Origin of the sequence: Idiomarina sp. H2, from assembly GCF_004364275.1 — a bacterium.
Classification (GTDB): Bacteria; Pseudomonadota; Gammaproteobacteria; order Enterobacterales; family Alteromonadaceae; genus Idiomarina; species Idiomarina loihiensis.
The window spans coordinates 1-19234 of the sequence record NZ_SNZY01000003.1; the positions used below are offsets into that span (position 1 = coordinate 1).

Consider the following 19234-nt stretch of genomic DNA (forward strand, 5'->3'; position numbering starts at 1 on the left):
CTTCGGAATAACGTGGCATACATGAACCTATGCCGCCCACTGTTTATTAATTAATGGCGAAATTGCCAACTGGACAACTAGGCTGACATAGTGGGGACCTTAGAGATTTTATAACTAAGAATAAGCGGGCATGAGGATTAACTCAGCTTTTTCTGAAGTAGCTCTTCCGGACTTCTTTAGTTCAGTAGTTGGTTCCGAGAGCGTTGCTCACAGGGATGTGAGGAGCTTATATGCAGATAAGTTAAGAAAGCATGTAGATAGAGAGGCAAGCTTTAGAGCTCGAAATACAAGTCTGTTCGGTCCAGTCAACTCGCAAAATATTACGTCGTTGACTAGGAAATCATTTAGTGAGGCTGTTTATGGGAACCTAATTGACGATGAGGACTTTTTAGGGGAAGAGGTTTTCTTTACGCCTAATGGTTTTTTTAGCGCTTCTAGGGCGAAGCTGGCTGAGTTGTCTGAGCTATGTTGTATCTGGGTTGATCTAGATGTTCGGGATAAAGAGCTCGAAAAACGCCTTTCATTAGTTGAAATAGATCGCATACATAAATCTCTCTACAAAACTCTAGAAGCAAATGAAAGTTTGCCAGAGCCAGATATCACAGTTGAGTCAGGTTCTGGTGGTTTACATTTCTATTGGCTTTTTAAACTTGAAGCGGCAACTCCCAAAAATATAAAACGGTGGTTCATGTTAAAGGAACGACTGAATAGCCTGTTAACTGCGCTATCCATAGGGTGGGAGCTATTTGTCGATGAACGAGCTAATAGTAGTCCTAAAAGAATTATGCGTCTGCCAGGGACGATAAACATCAAATATCAGACAGCATGTAAGGCATATCGCTCGAGTAAAGTAACGGAAAGAAGGACGCTTGGGGGGTTAATAAAGCAACTAAATATTGATGACAGGCATAGGGTCTTTCCAAGATCTTATAAGAAGAGTTTCAAGCCTTCACTGGTATCATCAGAGGATTTTTGTCGTGGCTACTTCAATATTTCAGAAAACTTAAGTAACCACCAAAAATGGTGCTTAAAGTATGTGAACTTTGTAATCCCTCTTCTGCTAAAAGGAACGAGGGTGAAAGTTGGTTTTCGCGATCTAATTGCCTATTCCATCGTCGTCTGCTTACGGCAGTTAGCATGTCCACGTAACTTAATTAGGGAAGTTCTTTTTCAAGTCAATAGTAACTCTATAAAGCTTCCAACGGCGGCTCTATTGAATTATGTGTCTACAGCTATGGCAAAACGTTATCAAGCAAGTTCTGGCGAGTTTATTAAGAATTTCACGAAGGGAACTGGCGTACCGACGGGGCATTTAGTGAAGAGACGAAAGCCAAGCAAAAGGAACAGAGGAGATCATGCGCGGTATGTTTCAAAAAAGCTTAAAGAGAGATCAATGCGCAAGGTTGTTAAAGCTATATTCACCATCCAAAAGCAGGGGATTCCAGCCCATAAGATACGATTAAAGCAAGTATCCGAGATTTCTGGAGTGACGACTGAGACACTAAGAAATTTAGGACTAAAAAAGGCTAATATTTGGGCTTGGTGCTTGGTGTTAAGTTCTTCAGCTAGCTTCAAAAGCTCCCAGTTTGTTCCGTTACGGAAAGGCAAAGAGGGTATAGTTCGTTAGTTACTCCGCGCGGCTTCTTTTTTATCTAGTCTTGCAGCTAAAAGCCACAGTGAAGCCCCACCAACACAAACAATTCCGGCAGCAATGAAAAAAGCACCGTAACCAATTTCAAACAAGGTAAAGCCGAGTTCCATAAAATTCTCCTAATCTTCTAGACTAAAACTACTTTACCGTAACAGTTCAAAAATATGTAGCTTTGATAAAAAAGCCAAATCCAGTTGCCTTATAAAGGGGAGGGGTTGAATACCCAACTAACCATTTCATTACTAGCAGTGAATTAGTCTATAACCCTTTAAACTCCAAGACTAGTAGATGAATTTAATGGATATAGCCGCTATCTCATAAAAGTAACGCTATACACGATAAATTCTAATCTGAAGTAACTTTTAAAACGCGACACGAGAGCAACATTTCACTTTAAGGAACAATATCAGTGAAACATAGAACTTTAGAAGAGAGTTTGTAAGGTACTGATATAAAAGAGGTTAATCTAGAAGAATTGGTCGGCGTGAGAGGATTTGAACCTCCGACCCCTGACACCCCATGACAGTGCGCTACCAAGCTGCGCCACACGCCGACCGAGGACTGTTATGTTACTGGATTAAGCCGAATTAGCAAGTCTCAACACGCTTTCCGAGGCTCGACTGCTGCTATTTTCGACAATTACTCCTTGTTTTCAGTTTCGCTAAAGCGTTTTAAATCTTTCAGGGCGTCGATAAGCACTGGAACGGGTGGTTCGGCCTGTTTTTTCAGTTCAAAATCGCTACTGCTGTATACGCTAAACTGACCACTATTATCTAGAATCGTAATCTCTTTCTGATCGTAAATAACAATATAAGGACTGTAGGTTTCAACCAGCGGCCAACGACGCTTAGATGTCTGCAAGCTTTCGCCATTGGTGTAATTTTTATGAGAACCAGCGCAGGAGATACGATCTTCAAGCATGGTTGGAACCAAATCCATAAGTCCGGCTATAGGTTGGTCTGCCAACTGGTAATTTCGCTGCCAAAGGGGAACCTGCATGTTTTCAAGCGCAAACTGCTTGTTACCCAATAACTCTTCACTTTGCGCAGGAGACAAGGCCGTGAGAAGCAGTTGTTGGTCTCCGGTTTGCTGAAGCACTTTATCTAAAGTAGAAATATCGTCTTCAGCAATTAAAATGACATTAATTTGGTTTTGCGGATGAGCGCGAAACTCTGCCAGCTCCTGGCTTTGCCAGTCGGGATGAAACTGACTTAAACTCAGAGAGTCGTTCCAATTTTCGCTGTGATACCAGCGCACATCAAAATTAAAGTCGTTAAGCGGCTTAAGGTAAGCGGGTTTCAGCTGCTGTCGCTCAATGGACTCCTGATAAAAGTCGGGCAAGCCATAAAGCACCTGAAATAATCCACCGTCGCGGTTCGGATGAGCCAGCAGTTTAAGCTCCGGTCGCTCTAGTTGATGTTTGGCTGCCAGAGTTTCCAGTTCTTTCTGAATTTCGCTACTGCTACGTTCGAATAGAATCAGAGTTGTTGATTGCTGAGAATCTATTTTAGAGCATAAAAGCGGGTGCTGAGGATACTTAAGTTTTATTTTATCGGTAGCCATCAGCATTTGTTGTCTGGCCTGATAGCTTTCGACATCAATGACTCCATGCTTAGCCATTAATGTTTTAGCTGTTGTTGGATAGGACAGCGGAAACATATCGTCTTGTTGGGTAATAGGATCGTACAACACTGCGTCAGCCCAAACATGAATACTGTGACTAACGAAAAAGCATAAAAGGAAAATGGCTGTAACCGGAGCGCCGATTTTTCGTTGTTGTAAATCTTCCAGACGTTTCCAGGCGAGGTTAGCCAGTAGCAGCTGTATTCCGACAGTCAGTAAGAAACCTAACAGAACGCCGGAAATAATAACGAAACTTGCCCCTGTGAAAACCGCTTCTGCATCGCGGGTCATTTGCGCCATAGAGTAGGTATTTAAATGATAACCGTACTGCCGAAAGAACAGCGCATCGGCGATAAGTGCTATCAGGCCGAATGAGGCTATCAGGGCGGCAAACCCTCGTAATATTTTGGAGTAGGGAACAACCAGGCAAAACGGGAATATAAGAATAATGAAGAATATAAAAGGCAGGAAGGCAAAGTGACCTATCCAGCTGACAAGCATGTAGAGATTACCGATAGCCGTGGAAGGCTTCGGGGCCGCTTCAATATACAAAAGTCCAATAAACAGGCAAAGGATGATATTGGCAAAGGTAAACCAATGTCCCCAGCTTATTAATCGGGCAATTTTATCCCTACGTTGGTACTTTCCCATCGTTCGTCAGTCCCGTGTTACAATGGCATTATAGTAACACAGCAAAACAGCAAGGATAGTCCCCGTTATGCAATTGCGGATAGAAGAAAGCATTATTCACCAGTTTTATCAAAATGACGGACAAGTCGGCCTTCGACTGGCTCCTTCGGCATTAACCGAAGATGACCAGCTGCACGATTTGTTAGTTGAATTAACGGACGTGTATACCAGCAAACCGGCAAAAGGTTATGCGAGTTTTCTTAAAGACGAAGAAGAAGGGGAACCCGGTCCTTTTCCTGAGCATTTAACCTCCTGGTATGACGGGCAGCTGGACTTTGTCGAGTTCAGCCAACAGTCTGCCAAACTATTGCTGGAACAACTGCAAAACTATAACTTGTTAGAAGCGGGCTTTTTGTTAGTCACACGCTACCAACACATTAGCACCGAGTATTTATTGGTCTGCTTTTTACCCGTTAAAGAAGGGGTAACAATAAACCCTGAGCTGGCTGTTGACCGCTCGTCGCAGTTAGATATAACAAAAGTCCAATTGGCGGCTCGTATTGATTTGACCGAGTGGAAAACATCTCCGGAAAGTGAGCGGTACATTTCTTTTATTAAAGGACGCGCCGGTCGCAAGGTTTCAGATTTCTTCCTCGATTTTCTGGGGTGCACTGAGCGTTTAAACTCAAAAGCGCACACACAACAGTTAGTCGATTCGGTTCAAGAATATGCGAAACAGTCGGAACTGGAAACGGAACAACGCCAAGCTCTGAACAAAGCGGCTTATGAGTATTGTGACGACCAATGGAAGCAGGGCGACACGGTAAAAATCAAAGATCTATCAGAGCAATTTGCAGAGCAGTACCCGGTAGAAAAGAGCTTCGAGAGTTTCTCAAAGGATTTTGCTGAACAGAATTCACGCGAATTAGTCGATGACTTTCCGGCAGATAAGTCGACATTACGTAAGTTGGTTAAGTTTCAGGGGCAAGGTGGAGGAGTCAGCGTTGGCTTTGATCACACAGCTCTGGGAGAGAGAGTGCATTATGATGCAGCAACGGATACATTAACAATTAATGGTACGCCGCCAAATTTACGTGATCAATTACGGCGTTATTTTGGTATAGATAGTTAGTTGAAGTGATTAAGTAAATTAAAACGCCGGACAAGCCGGCGTTTTGAAAGTACTTAAATTGTTTGGTTTAGCCGATGTTATTTATCGGCAGCGCCGGGAACAATGTTGTTGGCATGCAAGCCTTTGGGGCCTTCTTCGAGTTCAAACTCTACGGGTTGCCCCGCTTTAAGTGTGCGATAGCCTTCCATTTCAATGGTTGAATAGTGAGCGAAAATATCACCTTCGCGGTCCTCGCTTTCGATAAAGCCGAAGCCCTTCGAATTATTGAACCATTTGACTTTTCCGGTAGCCATACTTCTACATCCTTCTTCTGCAACAGATAGATAGTTTATTATTATTAGGTGCGGTGGCTTGAAAAATCGCCGATTTAGCACCATGTTTAACTCTAGGTGACGTGAGTGATTAGTCAAGCCCTAAAGTTCAAAAAATAACCTGGGTTGTTAATATTTTGGTTGTTTTTTTATATTTTCTGGTAAATTTAAAACTATTATTATGGCAGGTTGTTAATAAATGAGTCAGTTTGATCACCAGCACCTTAGCGATACAGAGGAAAAGCAGGAGCTCAAGCCACCATCCATGTATAAGGTCATTATTAATAATGACGATTACACCCCTATGGATTTTGTGATTGAAGTATTGATGAGATTTTTTAAGATGGATCAGGAGCGCGCCACGGACACCATGTTACAGGTGCATTATAAAGGAAAGGCCGTTTGCGGTGTATATTCTGCGGAAATCGCCGAAACTAAAGTAGTACAGGTAAATCAGTATGCTCGGGAAAATCAGCATCCATTATTGTGTACCATGGAGCAAGAATGATCCGGGTTGGCTGGTAAGGAGTGGTCTATGTTGAATAAAGCCCTTGAATTAACGCTAAACGATGCGTTTCGGCTAGCGCGCGAACGTAATCATGAATTGATGACAGTTGAACACTTGCTAATTGCATTACTGGATAACCCAGATGCATCGGAAGCGCTTCGAGCTTGTGGGGCAAACTTTCAACAATTGAAAGAAGAACTGTTAAGTTATATTGACCGCAGTACGCCGCTGTTTGGTCCGGAAGAAGAAAGTCCGGACACTCAACCTACGCTTGGTTTTCAGCGAGTTTTGCAGCGCGCGGTATTTCATGTTCAGTCATCCGGTAACGCTGAGGTAACGGGCGCCAATGTATTGGTTGCCATTTTCAGTGAACAGGAATCTCAAGCCGTCTATCTGCTAAGTAAAAACGATATTACCCGACTGGATATCGTTAATTTCATTTCTCATGGTATTTCTCGTATCGATGACGATGAGCCTATGGACGAAGAAATGGCGGAAGAAGAGGCCGTTAAGGGTGGTGAAGAGCAAGAGAGCTACTTGAAGCGCTTTTGTGCCAATCTTAATGTGCAGGCAAAGGAAGGCAAAATTGACCCTCTAATTGGCCGCGATTTTGAGCTGGAACGTTGCGCGCAAATTCTGTGTCGCCGTCGTAAAAATAACCCTTTGCTAGTAGGCGAAGCGGGTGTTGGTAAAACCGCTATTGCAGAAGGCCTGGCTTATCGCATTATTAAAGGTGAAGTACCGGAGATACTCGCGGATGCCACCATCTATTCACTGGACATGGGCGACTTGCTGGCGGGCACTAAATATCGTGGCGACTTTGAAAAGCGCTTTAAAATGCTTTTAAAAGAACTGCAGGAAAAAGAGCACGCGATTCTGTTCATTGACGAAATTCATACCATTATTGGTGCCGGAGCTGCCAGCGGTGGCGTTCTGGATGCTTCTAATTTAATTAAGCCGTTGCTTTCAAGTGGGCAGCTTAAGTGCATTGGCTCCACTACGTACAATGAATTCAAAAATGTTTTTGAAAAAGACCGAGCGCTGGTTCGCCGCTTCCAGAAAGTGGATGTGGTGGAGCCTTCAGTAGAAGACACCACTAAAATTCTAATGGGCTTAAAAGAGCGTTACGAAAGCCATCATGGTATTCGTTACACGCAGCCGGCGATTAAAGCGGCAGCGGAGCTCTCTGCTAAATACATTAATGAGCGCCATTTGCCTGATAAAGCCATTGATGTAATGGATGAAGCCGGTGCTTCCCAGCGTTTATTGCCGCCGTCCAAACGCCGTAAAACGGTCGGGGTGTCGGATATTGAAACCATTATCGCCAAAATAGCCCGTATTCCGGAACAGTCAGTTTCCCGGTCCGACCAGGACTTACTGAAGCAGCTGGATCGTAACCTGAAAATGGTGGTGTTTGGTCAGGATGAAGCTATTGATAAGCTCACTGGTGCTATACGGTTGTCGCGTTCGGGTCTTGCCAACGATAACCAGCCAATAGGTTCGTTTATTTTTGCCGGACCAACGGGTGTTGGTAAAACCGAGGTAACACAGCAACTGGCGAAAGCTATGGGCATTGAGCTGGTGCGCTTTGATATGTCGGAATACATGGAACGCCATGCGGTCAGTCGCCTGATTGGTGCGCCTCCGGGTTATGTAGGCTATGAGCAGGGCGGTTTATTGACCGACGCCGTAATCAAGCAACCGCATTGTGTGTTGCTGTTAGATGAGCTGGAAAAAGCCCACAGCGATGTATTTAACATTCTGTTGCAGGTAATGGATAACGGCACTTTAACGGACAATAACGGCCGTAAAGCTGACTTCCGTAACGTAATTATTGTTATGACAACCAACGCAGGCGTTCGTGAGACTGTGCGTAAGTCTATTGGCTTTAAGCAGCAGGATCACAGCTTCGATGCGCTGGCGGAAATTAATAATATTTTCACTCCGGAGTTTCGTAATCGCCTGGACGGTATTGTGTGGTTTAACCATCTGACACCGGAAGTACTGGAACAGGTTGTCGATAAATTCATTTGTGAACTGCAGGCTCAGTTAGATAAAAAAGGTGTGTCGCTTGAGGTTGACCCTTCTGCTCATGCCTGGATTGCTGAAAAAGGCTACGACAAGGAAATGGGCGCACGTCCAATGAGCAGGGTTATTCAGGAACACCTGAAGAAAACCTTAGCCAACGAAATTCTGTTCGGGAAACTGGCCAGCGGTGGCAGCGTGAAAGTGACTGCTGATGGCAAGGACGGACTGCAATTTGATTACGACAGCAAAAATGAAACCGTAGAAGGTTAATAAGTCTTCGGCAGAAATGAAAAAACCGGCTCATTAAATGAAGCCGGTTTTTTTAATCCTCAGTGCGGATTAACGTGCGCGGAAGACGATGCGGCCTTTGGTCAGGTCGTAAGGAGTTAACTGCACAGTCACGGTATCGCCGGTCAGGATGCGGATATAGTGTTTACGCATTTTTCCTGAGATATGGGCAGTAACTACGTGACCATTTTCCAATTCTACTCGGAACATAGTGTTAGGAAGGGTGTCAAGAACCGTTCCCTGCATCTCAATACTGTCTTCTTTCGCCATTAAAATCCTCTAATCTTTGTTTTGAGCTTTAAGTGTGTGCGATTTTAGCTCTTTTTTCCAATGATTGCCAACCAGTCGTTCATATGGGGCAAATCGAGTCTTATAATTCATCTTTTTGCAGTCATCAATTTGGTAACCCAGATAGAGTCTGGCAACTTCTCGCTCCTGAGCCAATCGAATCATTTCTAATACAGCGTAAGTGCCAGGCGAACGCTTTTCCTCATCGGGATGAAAAAAGGTATAAACCGCGGACATTGCGTCGGCAGTGCGATCAACTACCGAAACTATCATTAACTCATTGCTGGCATTGCGCCACTCTAATAATTCGGGAGTTAACCAGTCGCAATCTATCCAGTTCCAGAATTTGTCCGGGTCGGGTGGGTACATTTCCCCATCCGCGTGTCGTTGTTCAATAAACTGCGAAAACAATTGACTGTATTCAGCTTCCGGCTGCTGTTTAATCTGCAGCGTTAAGTCGTCATTCTTTTTTAGAATTCGTTTTTGGTTTTTACTAAAGCGAAACTCAGGCACGACCACACGGAGCGACTGACAAGCACTACAGAGCCGGCAGTGCGGACGGTAAACGTCATTATGGCTGCGCCGGAAGCCGTATTGCATGAGTTGTTGATACGCGTCTGCATTAAGGTTTTCAAGATCATTAGGCAGGGCAACAACAAGTCGCTCTTCCTGGTCGGTTAAATAGTGACACTGGCTCTCTTTCGTCACGCCAAATTGCACTAGAGTTCTCCAGGTAGAGGAAGCTCACGAGCTTGCCAAAAAGTATCTGGCATCTTTTGTTGTTGCGCAATATTGAGCTTCATTAAAAAACGTTCCCGATGCAGGTTAACAGCACCTAATGAAAATAAATGCGGATTACCCACCTGACAATCAATTAGCTGGCCGCCATGCTTTTTAAAATATTGAGCGAAACGTAACAAGGCTATTTTTGACGCGTCGGTTTTGTAGTGAAACATACTTTCCCCGCAAAAAGCACGGCCTACTGAAATACCGTACAAACCGCCTGCAAGTTCATTGTCGAACCAAATTTCGACCGAATGGGCGTGACCTAACTGATGCAGCTTGCAATAAGCTTCAATCATCTCTTCCGTTATCCAGGTACCTTCTTTGTCGGCGCGTTCGTCTGCGCAGGCACGAACAACTTCAGCAAAGTTACGATTAATGCTCATTTGCCAGTTTGGCTTACGATTGGTTTTAGCTAAAGAGCGGCTGGTATGGATTTGGTCGGGGAAAAATACAGCTCTGGGGTTAGGGGACCACCACAGAATTGGGTCATTTTCTGAGAACCAGGGAAATATTCCCTGCTGATAGGCGTGTATCAGCCGACCCGGCGATAAATCTCCACCGACAGCGAGTAGCCCATTGGGCTCATGCAAAGCGGTCGCTGCGGGTGGAAAACTGATTGATGCCGGATCAAGCTGAACAATCACGTTAAAAGACTAAGACTTAGTCAGTGCGTCTAAGTAACGCTCGGCATCTAACGCGGCCATACAGCCAGTACCGGCAGAGGTAATTGCCTGACGGTAAATATGATCCATTACGTCACCGGCTGCAAAAACGCCCGGTACACTGGTTGCAGTCGCATTGCCCTGAAGCCCGCTCTGCACCTGAATGTAACCGTCCTGCATTTCCAGTTCACCGTCAAAAATACCGGTATTAGGCTGGTGGCCGATGGCAATAAAGCAGCCCGCAACTTCCAGCTCTTCGGTACTACCGTCTTGCGTATCTTTAATACGCACGCCGGTAACACCAGCATCGTCACCCAGCACTTCATCTAAGGTTTTGTTCAGATGGAAAGTGACATTACCGTTCTGCTCTTTTTCATGCAGACGGTCGACCAGAATTTTCTCCGCCCGGAAAGTGTCACGACGGTGGATAACATGCACTTCGCTGGCAATGTTTGAAAGGTACAACGCTTCTTCAACCGCAGTATTACCGCCGCCGACAACGCAGACCTTTTGCTTTTTGTAGAAAAAGCCGTCACATGTTGCGCAAGCTGAAACGCCTTTACCCATAAAGACTTCTTCTGAGTCTAAGCCTAAGTATCTAGCTGAGGCGCCAGTGCTGATAATGACTGAGTCTGCGGTGTACTCACCAACGTCACCTTTTAACTGAAAAGGGCGCTTGGAAAAGTCGACGCTGCTAATATGGTCGAACACAATTTCGGTATCAAAGCGCTCAGCGTGCTTTTGCATACGGACCATAAGGTCGGGTCCGGTTAAACCTTCGGCGTCGCCCGGCCAGTTCTCAACGTCGGTTGTGGTGGTTAACTGACCACCTTGTTGCATACCCGTTACCATAACCGGGTTTAAATTAGCACGTGCAGCATAGACTGCAGCTGTATAGCCAGCAGGACCTGATCCCAGAATAAGTAACTTGCAGTGTTTGGCTTCAGCCATTAGAAAAACTCCATTAATGCGTTTTTGATTGTTCGTTCTTTAGCTATGGGGGTTGATTGTAGGGTTTACAAGCTTAGCGAACAAGAACTGCCAATAAAAAAGCCCGCAAACTTTTGTTCACGGGCTTATTCAGAACAACCGGCTATTACGCCTGAAGCGCTTCGCGAGGGTCCTGGTAATCCAGACCTAACTGCTGACCAAGATCATCGTGAATGGCTTTGTAGGTAATTTTACCTTTATGCATGTTCAGGCCGCGTAACAGGTGCTCGTTTTCGAGCATGGCTTGCACGCCTTTATTTGCTAATGCAATACCATAAGGCAAGGTTGCATTGTTCAGTGCAATAGTAGAGGTACGTGCTACACCGCCCGGCATGTTTGCCACACAGTAGTGAACAACGTCGTCAATAATGTAAACAGGGTCCTGATGCGTGGTTGCTTTTGATGTTTCAAAGCAGCCGCCCTGATCAATTGCAACGTCTACCAGTACTGAGCCCGGCTTCATATTGCTGATGTTTTCACGAGTCAGCAGTTTCGGTGCCGCGGCGCCTGGAATAAGAACCGCACCCACCACTAAGTCAGCTTCACGAGAGTATTTATCGATAGCATCAACGGTTGAGTAAACCGTTTGTACGCGACCGGCAAAGATATCGTCCAGTTCACGTAAACGAGGCAGAGAACGATCTAAAATGGTGACTTCAGCACCCAGGCCAATAGCCATTTTCGCAGCGTTAGTACCAACAACACCGCCGCCAATGATAAGTACTTTACCCGGTGCTACGCCAGGAACACCACCTAATAAGGTGCCGCTGCCACCATGTGCTTTTTCTAAATAGTGAGCGCCTGCCTGAATTGACATACGCCCGGCAACTTCACTCATAGGAGCTAAAAGAGGCAAACCGTTACGGTTATCGGTGACCGTTTCGTAAGCAATAGCAGTACAACCCGCTTTACCCAGTAACTCAGTTTGAGTTGGGTCTGGTGCTAAATGAAGGAAAGTATAAAGAATTTGGCCTTCGCGAAGCATTTTGCATTCGTTTGGCTGAGGCTCTTTTACTTTAACAATCATGTCGGCGCGCTGAAAAATCTCTTCTGGTGTATCAATAATAGTTGCACCGGCTTCCATATATTGCTCATTTGTGAAGCCTATTGCTGCACCACCGTTGTTTTCAATGATGACGTCATGCCCATTTTCCACATATTCACGCACGGCTGCTGGAGTTAAGCCGATACGGTATTCGTGGTTTTTAATCTCTTTTGGTACACCAATTAACATTATCTGCCTCTTACAATTTCGTGTTTAAGGGGGAATTATTTGGCGCAAATTATAGACGCAAACAACAGTGCATGACTTACTTTTTTTAAGTTATTTTTTGGTGTGATATACTAATTTTAATTACTTATTTAGAGATTTATTATGTTTAACGCGGAACAACCAGCAGAAGTCACTATTGATAAAACCGACAGGAAGATCCTGCGGCTTTTGCAGGATGATGGACGCATGTCGAATGTTGAACTGGCAAGGCGTGTAGGGCTTAGCCAGACTGCTTGCCTGGAGCGTGTGCGTAAGCTAGAGCGGGAACAAGTAATTGAAAGTTATCATGCCCGGATTAATCCTGCTAAGTTAGGTGCAAACCTGATGGTTTTCGTTGAAATTACCTTAACCCGAACCTCAGCCGACGCTTTTGCCGAATTTAGCGAGGCTGCACGTAAAACGGATGAAATTCTTGAATGCCATTTGGTGGCGGGTGACTTCGACTTCCTGATAAAAGCACGGGTGCCGGATATGCGCGCTTACCGCAAATTATTGGGTGAAACCCTGTTAATGATGCCGGGGGTTGATGAATCAAGAACCTATGTGGTTATGGAAGAGGTCAAACAAGAAAATAAAGTATTAGTAAAGGGGTAACATTGGGGCTGATATTCGCTACAATCATGCGGATAAAATTTATCTCGATATTTTATCGTAACAAGAATACCAACGAAGGCGCTGCAATAAGATAATGACAGGTGTACAAAGAGTTTTAGAAGCAGGGTTGCTAATAAGTGGTGCGCTGGCCATTTTCATTTTTTTGTCATTGGTGAGCTTTAATCCCGCTGATCCCAGCTGGTCACAGACCGGTTATGAAGGAAGCATACATAATGCCGGCGGTGCCGTAGGTGCCTGGATGGCCGATGTACTCTTGTTTGCTTTTGGCTTCGTTGCCTACCTTATTCCTTTCGGCTTTGTTGGCCTTGGCTACTTACTGTTCCGTAAAACTTACCATTTATTAGAAATGGATTACCTTGCGGTCAGTTTGCGTATGATAGGCGCTATGCTCGCGCTTATTGGTGCATCCGCACTGTCCTCTATTAATTTCGACGATATTTACTACTTTTCTGCCGGCGGTGTTATTGGCGATGTTATTGCGGCGTCTTTGCTTCCTTATCTGAATTTTGTTGGTACAACCTTACTCTTGTTAACCTTCTTTTTTACTGGCATCACTCTGGTCAGCGGTATTAGCTGGTTGCAGGTTGCTGACAAACTCGGTGAGTGGGTTATTGACGGGGCTTTGTGGCTAACCGAAAAAATTAAAATTCTTTGGCAAAGTCGCGGAAGCTCAGAAACGGAAGATAAAGAAGACGACTCAGAAGCTTATGATGACAACGAGCGTGAGCAAACGCTTGAAGAAAAGAAACCCACAACGCTCAGTAGCGACTTATTCGGGGCTGACAAACAAGAACCTGTTTTGAGCCTGCCTTCAATGAGCTCTGTTGATGAAGATGATGACGTAGACAGCGATGCGCCTAAATTTAGCAAGCAAGCGGCTGCGAAAAAAGACACACCTAAGAAACCAGCTGTGGCGCCTTCTTCAGACACCTCTGCGGAAGACGAACCGCAATCAGCGGCTGATTCAGGCGAGGGCGAGTTACTTCCGCCGTTGCCGTCAATAGAGCTTCTGGATAGACCGAATAAAAAAGAGCACCCGGTAACTCAGGAAGAACTGGATCAGGTATCACGCACGGTCGAAACCGTCCTGAAGGATTTTGGGGTGGATGTTCGGGTGGCGCACGTTGAACCCGGTCCGGTCATTACCCGTTTTGAGCTCGACTTAGCACCGGGCGTTAAAGTCTCCAGAATTTCGAATTTGGCAAAAGATATTGCCCGTACCTTGTCTGCTGTTGCTGTACGTGTGGTAGAGGTTATTCCGGGTAAGTCATATGTTGGTCTGGAACTGCCTAATAAACACCGCGAAATTGTGCAGCTAAGCGAAGTGATTAATAGCGACCAGTTCACCCATAGCGGCTCGCCGTTAACGATGATTCTGGGCAAAAACATTGCGGGCACTCCAGTCGTTGTCGACTTAGGAAAAATGCCGCATTTGCTGGTGGCAGGTACCACCGGCTCCGGTAAATCTGTTGGTGTTAACGTTATGATTCTGAGTCTGCTTTACAAGAGCACACCGGAAGACGTTCGCCTTATTATGATAGACCCGAAAATGCTTGAGCTGTCGGTTTATGAGGGCATTCCGCACTTATTGACCGAGGTCGTAACTGACATGAAAGATGCCGCCAATGCACTGCGTTGGTGTGTGGGAGAAATGGAACGTCGTTACAAACTCATGTCATCTTTAGGGGTACGTAATTTAAAAGGCTACAACGCGAAAGTGAAGGCGGCTAAAGACGCTGGTGAACCACTGCGAGACCCTATCTGGAAGCCGGGCGACTCTATGGATGAGTTACCGCCGTTGCTGGAAAAATTACCAAACATTGTCGTGGTGATAGACGAATTTGCCGACATGATGATGATTGTCGGTAAAAAGGTAGAAGAGCTAATAGCCCGTATCGCCCAGAAAGCCCGTGCTGCCGGTATTCACTTAATTTTGGCAACTCAACGCCCATCGGTGGATGTTATCACCGGTTTAATTAAAGCGAATATCCCAACCCGAATTGCGTTTCAGGTATCATCAAAAATAGATTCGAGAACCATTCTGGATCAGCCGGGTGCCGACCAATTGTTAGGGCAGGGCGATATGCTCTATTTACCACCGGGTAGCGGTTCTCCGGTGCGTGTACATGGTGCTTTTGTCGATGACCATGAAGTTCATGCGGTGGTTAAAGACTGGAAAAAACGTGGTCGACCTAACTATCTGGAAGAAATTTTATCGGGCGATCAGGGCGAGGAAGCGCTGCTTCCGGGGGAACAGCAGGAATCTGATGATGCTGAATCTGATCCTCTATACGACGAGGCTGTTGCCTTTGTTACTGAGACTCAACGGGTCTCAGTATCCAGTGTACAGCGCAAATTCCGTATCGGTTATAACCGCGCCGCCCGTATCGTCGAACAAATGCAGGTGAGCGGTGTCGTAACCAGTGCAGGCAATAACGGCCAGCGCGAAGTGCTGGCTCCACGAGCTCCAAGGGATTAATTCATGAAAGCAGTTGTATTTGCCATGGTCATGGCCGTTTCGTTTAATGTGTTTGCCTCAGGCGACGAGTCAGACAAGCAGGCTCTGCAAAGTTTACTGAAACAAACTCAAAGCTTATCGGCAGAGTTTGAACAGCAAGTAAAAGATGAACAGGGCGAAGTGCTACAAACATTAAGCGGTACGTTAAAGCTAAAACGACCCGCTAATTTGTATTGGCATACGAAAGAGCCGGACGAAAGCGTGATGGTCGCTAACGGCAAAAAGGTCTGGTACTACAATCCTTTTGTTGAACAAGTAACCATTTATGCACAGCAGGACATGGTTGACGACAGCCCTTTACTGCTGGTGTTGAACAGCAACGGTAATCAGTGGCAGAACTATAATGTCAGCTTTCGCGATAACCGCTACTTTGTTGAGCATCAAACGAATGGCAGTAAGCTGGAGTTAAGATTTATTGATGAAAAACTCACAGAGATAACTATGGTTCAGGCTCAGGGCGAGCGGACTGAACTGATGCTGAATAATGTGGCGTTAAATGAAACCATCAGCGACGAACAATTTGTTTTTGACGTACCCGCTGATGTCGACGTCGACGATCAAAGTTAATTGTTGTGGCAGGTCTGGACTTAGATTTTCAACCCGATTTCAAACCTCTTGCGGCGCGAATGCGCCCACGCACGGTTGACGAGTATGTAGGTCAGCAACATCTTCTTGCTCCCGGTAAACCTTTGCGGGTAGCGGTCGAGCAGGGGCATCTGCATTCAATGATTTTATGGGGGCCTCCGGGTACCGGTAAAACCACCTTAGCTGAACTCATTGCGACCCAGGCAAATGCTACGGTCAGCCGCATTAGCGCGGTAACCTCCGGTGTTAAAGACATTCGAAAAGCCATTGAAGAAGCGAAGTTGCTGGCTCAGCAGCAGGGGCGCCGCACCATTTTGTTTGTGGACGAAGTGCACCGTTTCAACAAAAGCCAGCAAGACGCTTTTTTGCCCCACATTGAAGACGGCACTATTGTCTTTATTGGCGCGACCACCGAAAACCCCGGCTTTGAGCTTAACAACGCACTGCTGTCGCGGGCGCGGGTCTACCGCTTACAAACACTGTCCAAAACGGATCTTGAACAGGCTCTGGAAAGCGCGTTAACGGACGCGGAACGGGGCCTTGGTCAACGTCAATTGCAACTGGAAGGTGAAGCCAGGGCAAAGCTCCTGGACTTAGCTGGTGGGGATGCACGTCGCTTATTAAACTATCTGGAAGTGGTTGCTGATTTTGTCGAGAGCAGCAGCCAGCCAATTACGCCCGAGTTGATCACTGCGGCTATTGGTGAAAAAGCCACGGCTTTTGATCATCAGGGTGACCATTACTACGATGTTTTATCCGCTTTTCATAAGTCTGTCAGAGGCTCGTCTCCAGACGGAGCCTTGTATTGGTACGCGCGCTTATTGACCGGTGGTGGGGACGCTTTGGTTATTGCCCGCCGGCTATTGGCTATCGCCTCTGAAGATATAGGTAATGCTGACCCCAGGGCATTACAGTTGGCATTAAACGCCTGGGATACGTATCACAGAGTTGGCCCCGCCGAAGGTGAACGAGCCATTGCTCAGGCAGTTATTTATTGTGCCTGTGCGGCGAAAAGCAACGCGGTTTATAATGCTTTTAAGAGCGCACTAAGAACCGCTAAAGAACACAGCGATGCGCCAGTGCCTGAACATTTGCGTAACGCGCCAACCAAGGTGCACAAAGCTCAGGGTTATGGTGCTGACTACCAGTACGCACATAATTATCCTAACGCTTACGTTCCGGGTGAACGTTACTTACCGTCGGAAATCGCCGATACCCAGTTCTACGCCCCTGAGCCGCGTGGTTTAGAAATAAAGTTGCAGGAAAAGCTCCGTTGGCTGCAAGATATGGATTCAAAGTCAGACTGGCACAGGGAACCTGATGAATAACCTTCTTCTTCATTTCTTTTGCGTTGCAGTGGGGGGCGCAATAGGTGCATCGGCACGTTTTGCTATGGTTCTTGCTATGCAATCATTTGGGGTTCGGGCATTCCCTTTTGCCACGTTGACCGTTAACATAATAGGTTCATTTTTCTTAGGGTTGTTGCTGGCTTACGCAGAGCAACAACCTGTTTCTGAAACAACTCGTTTATTTTTAGGCGTTGGTTTACTGGGGGCTTTTACAACCTTCTCGACATTCTCTGTCGAAGTTGTGGCCTTAGCCAGTCAGGGTGAGCTGCTTAAAGCCGCTCTGCACATTGCCTTTAATGTAATTATTTGTATTGCTGCAGTTTTCGCGGCAATGATGTTGTACTCAACAACGGTTAAATAGGACACTCATGCTAGACGCAAAATACTTCCGAGAGGAATTAGACCAGACCGCAAAAAAGCTAGCAACGCGAGGCTTTGACTTAGACGTTGCCAAATTACAAAAACTGGAAGAGCAGCGCAAAGAGGTGCAGGTGCGCACCGAGCAGTTGCAGGCAGAGCGTAACAGCCGCTCGAAAGCCATTGGTAAGGCAAAAGCTTCAGGTGAAGACATACAACCTTTGTTAGATGCGGTAAGCGATTTAGGCGAACAACTGGATAACGCTAAAGAAGAGCTAAAAGTTATCCAGCAAGAACTTAACGATATTATTATGGGTGTTCCGAACTTGCCGGCAGACGAAGTCCCGGAAGGTGCGGATGAAGATGAAAATCAGGAGGTCCTGACTTGGGGCAAGCCTAAGTCGTTCGACTTTGAAGTGAAAGATCATGTCGATTTAGGCGAAGCATTAGCCAAAGGTATGGACTTTGAAACGGCCGCGAAGCTCACTGGAGCACGCTTTGTGGTTATGCGTGGTGGTATCGCCCGCATGCATCGCGCTCTGACTCAGTTTATGCTGGATTTACATACTGACGAGCATGGGTATCTTGAAACCTATGTGCCTTATATGGTGAACCAGGACTCATTATACGGAACCGGTCAGTTACCTAAGTTCGGTAAGGATTTATTCCATATTGAAGGCGAGTCTCAGGATCAAATTCCTATGTCGTTGATTCCAACGGCTGAAGTGCCGTTAACAAACTTATACCGTGATGAAATTGCTGACGAAGAAGAGCTACCGCTTAAGTTTACCGCGCATACGCCGTGTTTCCGCAGTGAAGCCGGTTCTCACGGTCGCGACACTCGTGGGCTTATTCGTCAGCATCAGTTTGATAAAGTGGAACTGGTCTGGTTGGTTAAACCTGAACAGTCGATGGATGCGCTGGAGCAATTAACAGGCCACGCCGAAACTGTGCTGCAAAAGCTTGAGCTGCCGTATCGAAAAGTACTGCTGTGTACTGGGGATATGGGCTTTGGGGCAGCTAAAACCTACGACCTGGAAGTTTGGTTGCCGGCGCAGGAAGCGTACCGTGAAATCAGCTCTTGCTCGAACATGCAGGACTTTCAGGCGCGCCGTATGCAGGCTCGTTTCCGTCGTAAAGCCGCGAAGAAACCTGAACTTATGCACACATTAAACGGCTCTGGTCTGGCTGTTGGCCGTGCGCTGGTAGCCGTGCTGGAAAACTACCAACAGGAAGACGGCTCAATTGTTGTGCCTGAGGTATTACGTCCTTACATGGGCGGTGTAGAAGTGCTTAAGGCTTAAATTAAATACATTTAGCCGGTTTAGGCAGGCCCGCAATTCGTGTGGCCTGCTTTGCCGGGCCTTTAGGGAACAGCTTATACAAATAACGACTGTTGCCTTTATCCTCGCCTAACTGCTTTTTCATGGCTTTAACCAGTACGCGCATTGCCGGACTGGTATCAAATTCACGGTAAAAATCCTGCACAAAAGTCACGACTTCCCAGTGTGCCGGGGTCATGTCGATATTTTCTAACTCTGCAAAGTGAAGGGCCAGCTCCTCGCTCCAGTCGTCTAAGTTTGCAAGGTAGTTGTGTTTGTCGGTTTCGTATTCTTTACCGTTAAATTCAATCATGCCGT

General features: G+C 46.1%; 19 protein-coding genes and 1 tRNA gene. 10 read left to right on the top strand and 10 right to left on the bottom strand.

Translation table 11 applies throughout. From position 1 onward, the window contains the following. Positions 1–130 precede the first annotated feature (130 nt). The gene (locus DET62_RS04065) at positions 131–1627 is read left to right on the top strand and encodes a hypothetical protein (protein WP_110013074.1); all 1497 of its coding nucleotides are present in this window, start codon (positions 131–133) and stop codon (positions 1625–1627) included. Here the strand turns inward: DET62_RS04065 and DET62_RS14445 are convergent. From DET62_RS14445 to DET62_RS04075, 3 genes are all read right to left on the bottom strand, one after another. Then, a complete protein-coding gene (locus DET62_RS14445; RefSeq protein WP_166635826.1) occupies positions 1624–1761 on the bottom strand; it encodes a hypothetical protein in 138 nt (45 codons plus the stop codon). The two genes, DET62_RS04065 and DET62_RS14445, sit on opposite strands and share 4 nt — an antisense overlap. A 366-nt stretch (positions 1762–2127) precedes the next feature. Then, positions 2128–2204: transfer RNA gene (locus tag DET62_RS04070), tRNA-Pro, on the bottom strand. A gap of 86 nt (positions 2205–2290) precedes the next feature. Next, positions 2291–3925: a DUF3413 domain-containing protein gene (locus DET62_RS04075; RefSeq protein ID WP_110013075.1), complete on the bottom strand. Its 1635-nt coding sequence runs from the start codon at positions 3923–3925 to the stop codon at positions 2291–2293. Between the two features lie 67 nt (positions 3926–3992). On the opposite strand from DET62_RS04075, the gene yejK reads away from it, so the two are divergent. Then, positions 3993–5036: a nucleoid-associated protein YejK gene (gene yejK / locus DET62_RS04080; protein ID WP_011233929.1), complete on the top strand. Its 1044-nt coding sequence runs from the start codon at positions 3993–3995 to the stop codon at positions 5034–5036. A gap of 77 nt (positions 5037–5113) precedes the next feature. Here yejK and cspD read toward each other — a convergent pair whose 3' ends face one another. Then, positions 5114–5329 (bottom strand): cold shock domain-containing protein CspD, encoded by a 216-nt coding sequence (gene cspD / locus DET62_RS04085; RefSeq protein WP_011233928.1) that lies wholly within the window; start codon positions 5327–5329, stop codon positions 5114–5116. Between the two features lie 217 nt (positions 5330–5546). Here cspD and clpS point away from each other — a divergent pair, with 217 nt between their 5' ends. Both clpS and clpA read left to right on the top strand, forming a co-directional pair. After that, positions 5547–5855 carry an ATP-dependent Clp protease adapter ClpS gene (clpS, locus tag DET62_RS04090; RefSeq protein ID WP_011233927.1) on the top strand — a complete coding sequence of 103 codons (309 nt, stop codon included), beginning with the start codon at positions 5547–5549 and terminating at the stop codon, positions 5853–5855. Positions 5856–5882: 27 nt separating this feature from the next. After that, complete coding sequence (clpA, locus tag DET62_RS04095; protein ID WP_011233926.1) at positions 5883–8153, top strand: ATP-dependent Clp protease ATP-binding subunit ClpA; 2271 nt, start codon at positions 5883–5885, stop codon at positions 8151–8153. Positions 8154–8222: 69 nt separating this feature from the next. On the opposite strand, the gene infA is transcribed toward clpA, so the two are convergent. From infA to ald, 5 genes are all read right to left on the bottom strand, one after another. Then, a complete protein-coding gene (infA, locus tag DET62_RS04100) occupies positions 8223–8441 on the bottom strand; it encodes a translation initiation factor IF-1 (RefSeq protein ID WP_008489926.1) in 219 nt (72 codons plus the stop codon). Between the two features lie 9 nt (positions 8442–8450). Next, complete coding sequence (locus tag DET62_RS04105) at positions 8451–9179, bottom strand: arginyltransferase (RefSeq protein WP_110013076.1); 729 nt, start codon at positions 9177–9179, stop codon at positions 8451–8453. Beyond that, the gene (gene aat, locus DET62_RS04110) at positions 9179–9889 is read right to left on the bottom strand and encodes a leucyl/phenylalanyl-tRNA--protein transferase (protein ID WP_110013077.1); all 711 of its coding nucleotides are present in this window, start codon (positions 9887–9889) and stop codon (positions 9179–9181) included. Before aat ends, DET62_RS04105 begins: the two co-directional genes overlap by 1 nt. A gap of 9 nt (positions 9890–9898) precedes the next feature. Next, positions 9899–10858, bottom strand: a complete 960-nt coding sequence (gene trxB / locus DET62_RS04115) for a thioredoxin-disulfide reductase (RefSeq protein ID WP_110013078.1) — start codon at positions 10856–10858, stop codon at positions 9899–9901. 145 nt (positions 10859–11003) lie between these two features. Beyond that, entirely contained in the window at positions 11004–12131 is a 1128-nt protein-coding gene (gene ald / locus DET62_RS04120) for an alanine dehydrogenase (protein WP_110013079.1), read from the bottom strand. Positions 12132–12269: 138 nt separating this feature from the next. On the opposite strand from ald, the gene lrp reads away from it, so the two are divergent. The 6 genes from lrp to serS all read left to right on the top strand — a co-directional run bounded on the left by lrp (position 12270) and on the right by serS (position 18898). Further along, the gene (lrp, locus tag DET62_RS04125; protein WP_041291753.1) at positions 12270–12764 is read left to right on the top strand and encodes a leucine-responsive transcriptional regulator Lrp; all 495 of its coding nucleotides are present in this window, start codon (positions 12270–12272) and stop codon (positions 12762–12764) included. A 94-nt stretch (positions 12765–12858) separates the two neighbouring features. Then, positions 12859–15264 (top strand): DNA translocase FtsK 4TM domain-containing protein, encoded by a 2406-nt coding sequence (locus DET62_RS04130; protein WP_110013080.1) that lies wholly within the window; start codon positions 12859–12861, stop codon positions 15262–15264. Positions 15265–15267: 3 nt separating this feature from the next. Further along, positions 15268–15870 (top strand): outer membrane lipoprotein chaperone LolA, encoded by a 603-nt coding sequence (gene lolA / locus DET62_RS04135; RefSeq protein ID WP_110013081.1) that lies wholly within the window; start codon positions 15268–15270, stop codon positions 15868–15870. A 59-nt stretch (positions 15871–15929) separates the two neighbouring features. After that, a complete protein-coding gene (locus DET62_RS04140; RefSeq protein WP_153849289.1) occupies positions 15930–17216 on the top strand; it encodes a replication-associated recombination protein A in 1287 nt (428 codons plus the stop codon). Beyond that, entirely contained in the window at positions 17209–17598 is a 390-nt protein-coding gene (gene crcB / locus DET62_RS04145) for a fluoride efflux transporter CrcB (protein WP_011233917.1), read from the top strand. The genes DET62_RS04140 and crcB overlap by 8 nt, the downstream gene beginning before the upstream one ends. A gap of 7 nt (positions 17599–17605) precedes the next feature. Continuing rightward, positions 17606–18898, top strand: coding sequence for a serine--tRNA ligase (serS, locus tag DET62_RS04150; RefSeq protein ID WP_110013082.1), 1293 nt, complete (start codon positions 17606–17608; stop codon positions 18896–18898). A gap of 1 nt (position 18899) precedes the next feature. On the opposite strand, the gene DET62_RS04155 is transcribed toward serS, so the two are convergent. Then, positions 18900–19229, bottom strand: coding sequence for a TusE/DsrC/DsvC family sulfur relay protein (locus DET62_RS04155; protein ID WP_011233915.1), 330 nt, complete (start codon positions 19227–19229; stop codon positions 18900–18902). Positions 19230–19234: the final 5 nt, after the last annotated feature.

Coding starts and splice junctions, on each gene's coding strand:
- lolA (WP_110013081.1), top strand. CDS start 15,268: ATGAAAGCAGTTGTATTTGCCATGGTCATGGCCGTTTCGTTTAATGTG.
- crcB (WP_011233917.1), top strand. CDS start 17,209: ATGAATAACCTTCTTCTTCATTTCTTTTGCGTTGCAGTGGGGGGCGCA.
- cspD (WP_011233928.1), bottom strand. CDS start 5,329: ATGGCTACCGGAAAAGTCAAATGGTTCAATAATTCGAAGGGCTTCGGC.
- DET62_RS04065 (WP_110013074.1), top strand. CDS start 131: ATGAGGATTAACTCAGCTTTTTCTGAAGTAGCTCTTCCGGACTTCTTT.
- DET62_RS04130 (WP_110013080.1), top strand. CDS start 12,859: ATGACAGGTGTACAAAGAGTTTTAGAAGCAGGGTTGCTAATAAGTGGT.
- trxB (WP_110013078.1), bottom strand. CDS start 10,858: ATGGCTGAAGCCAAACACTGCAAGTTACTTATTCTGGGATCAGGTCCT.
- ald (WP_110013079.1), bottom strand. CDS start 12,131: ATGTTAATTGGTGTACCAAAAGAGATTAAAAACCACGAATACCGTATC.
- clpA (WP_011233926.1), top strand. CDS start 5,883: ATGTTGAATAAAGCCCTTGAATTAACGCTAAACGATGCGTTTCGGCTA.
- yejK (WP_011233929.1), top strand. CDS start 3,993: ATGCAATTGCGGATAGAAGAAAGCATTATTCACCAGTTTTATCAAAAT.
- DET62_RS04075 (WP_110013075.1), bottom strand. CDS start 3,925: ATGGGAAAGTACCAACGTAGGGATAAAATTGCCCGATTAATAAGCTGG.
- infA (WP_008489926.1), bottom strand. CDS start 8,441: ATGGCGAAAGAAGACAGTATTGAGATGCAGGGAACGGTTCTTGACACC.
- DET62_RS04140 (WP_153849289.1), top strand. CDS start 15,930: ATGCGCCCACGCACGGTTGACGAGTATGTAGGTCAGCAACATCTTCTT.
- clpS (WP_011233927.1), top strand. CDS start 5,547: ATGAGTCAGTTTGATCACCAGCACCTTAGCGATACAGAGGAAAAGCAG.
- DET62_RS14445 (WP_166635826.1), bottom strand. CDS start 1,761: ATGGAACTCGGCTTTACCTTGTTTGAAATTGGTTACGGTGCTTTTTTC.
- DET62_RS04155 (WP_011233915.1), bottom strand. CDS start 19,229: ATGATTGAATTTAACGGTAAAGAATACGAAACCGACAAACACAACTAC.
- serS (WP_110013082.1), top strand. CDS start 17,606: ATGCTAGACGCAAAATACTTCCGAGAGGAATTAGACCAGACCGCAAAA.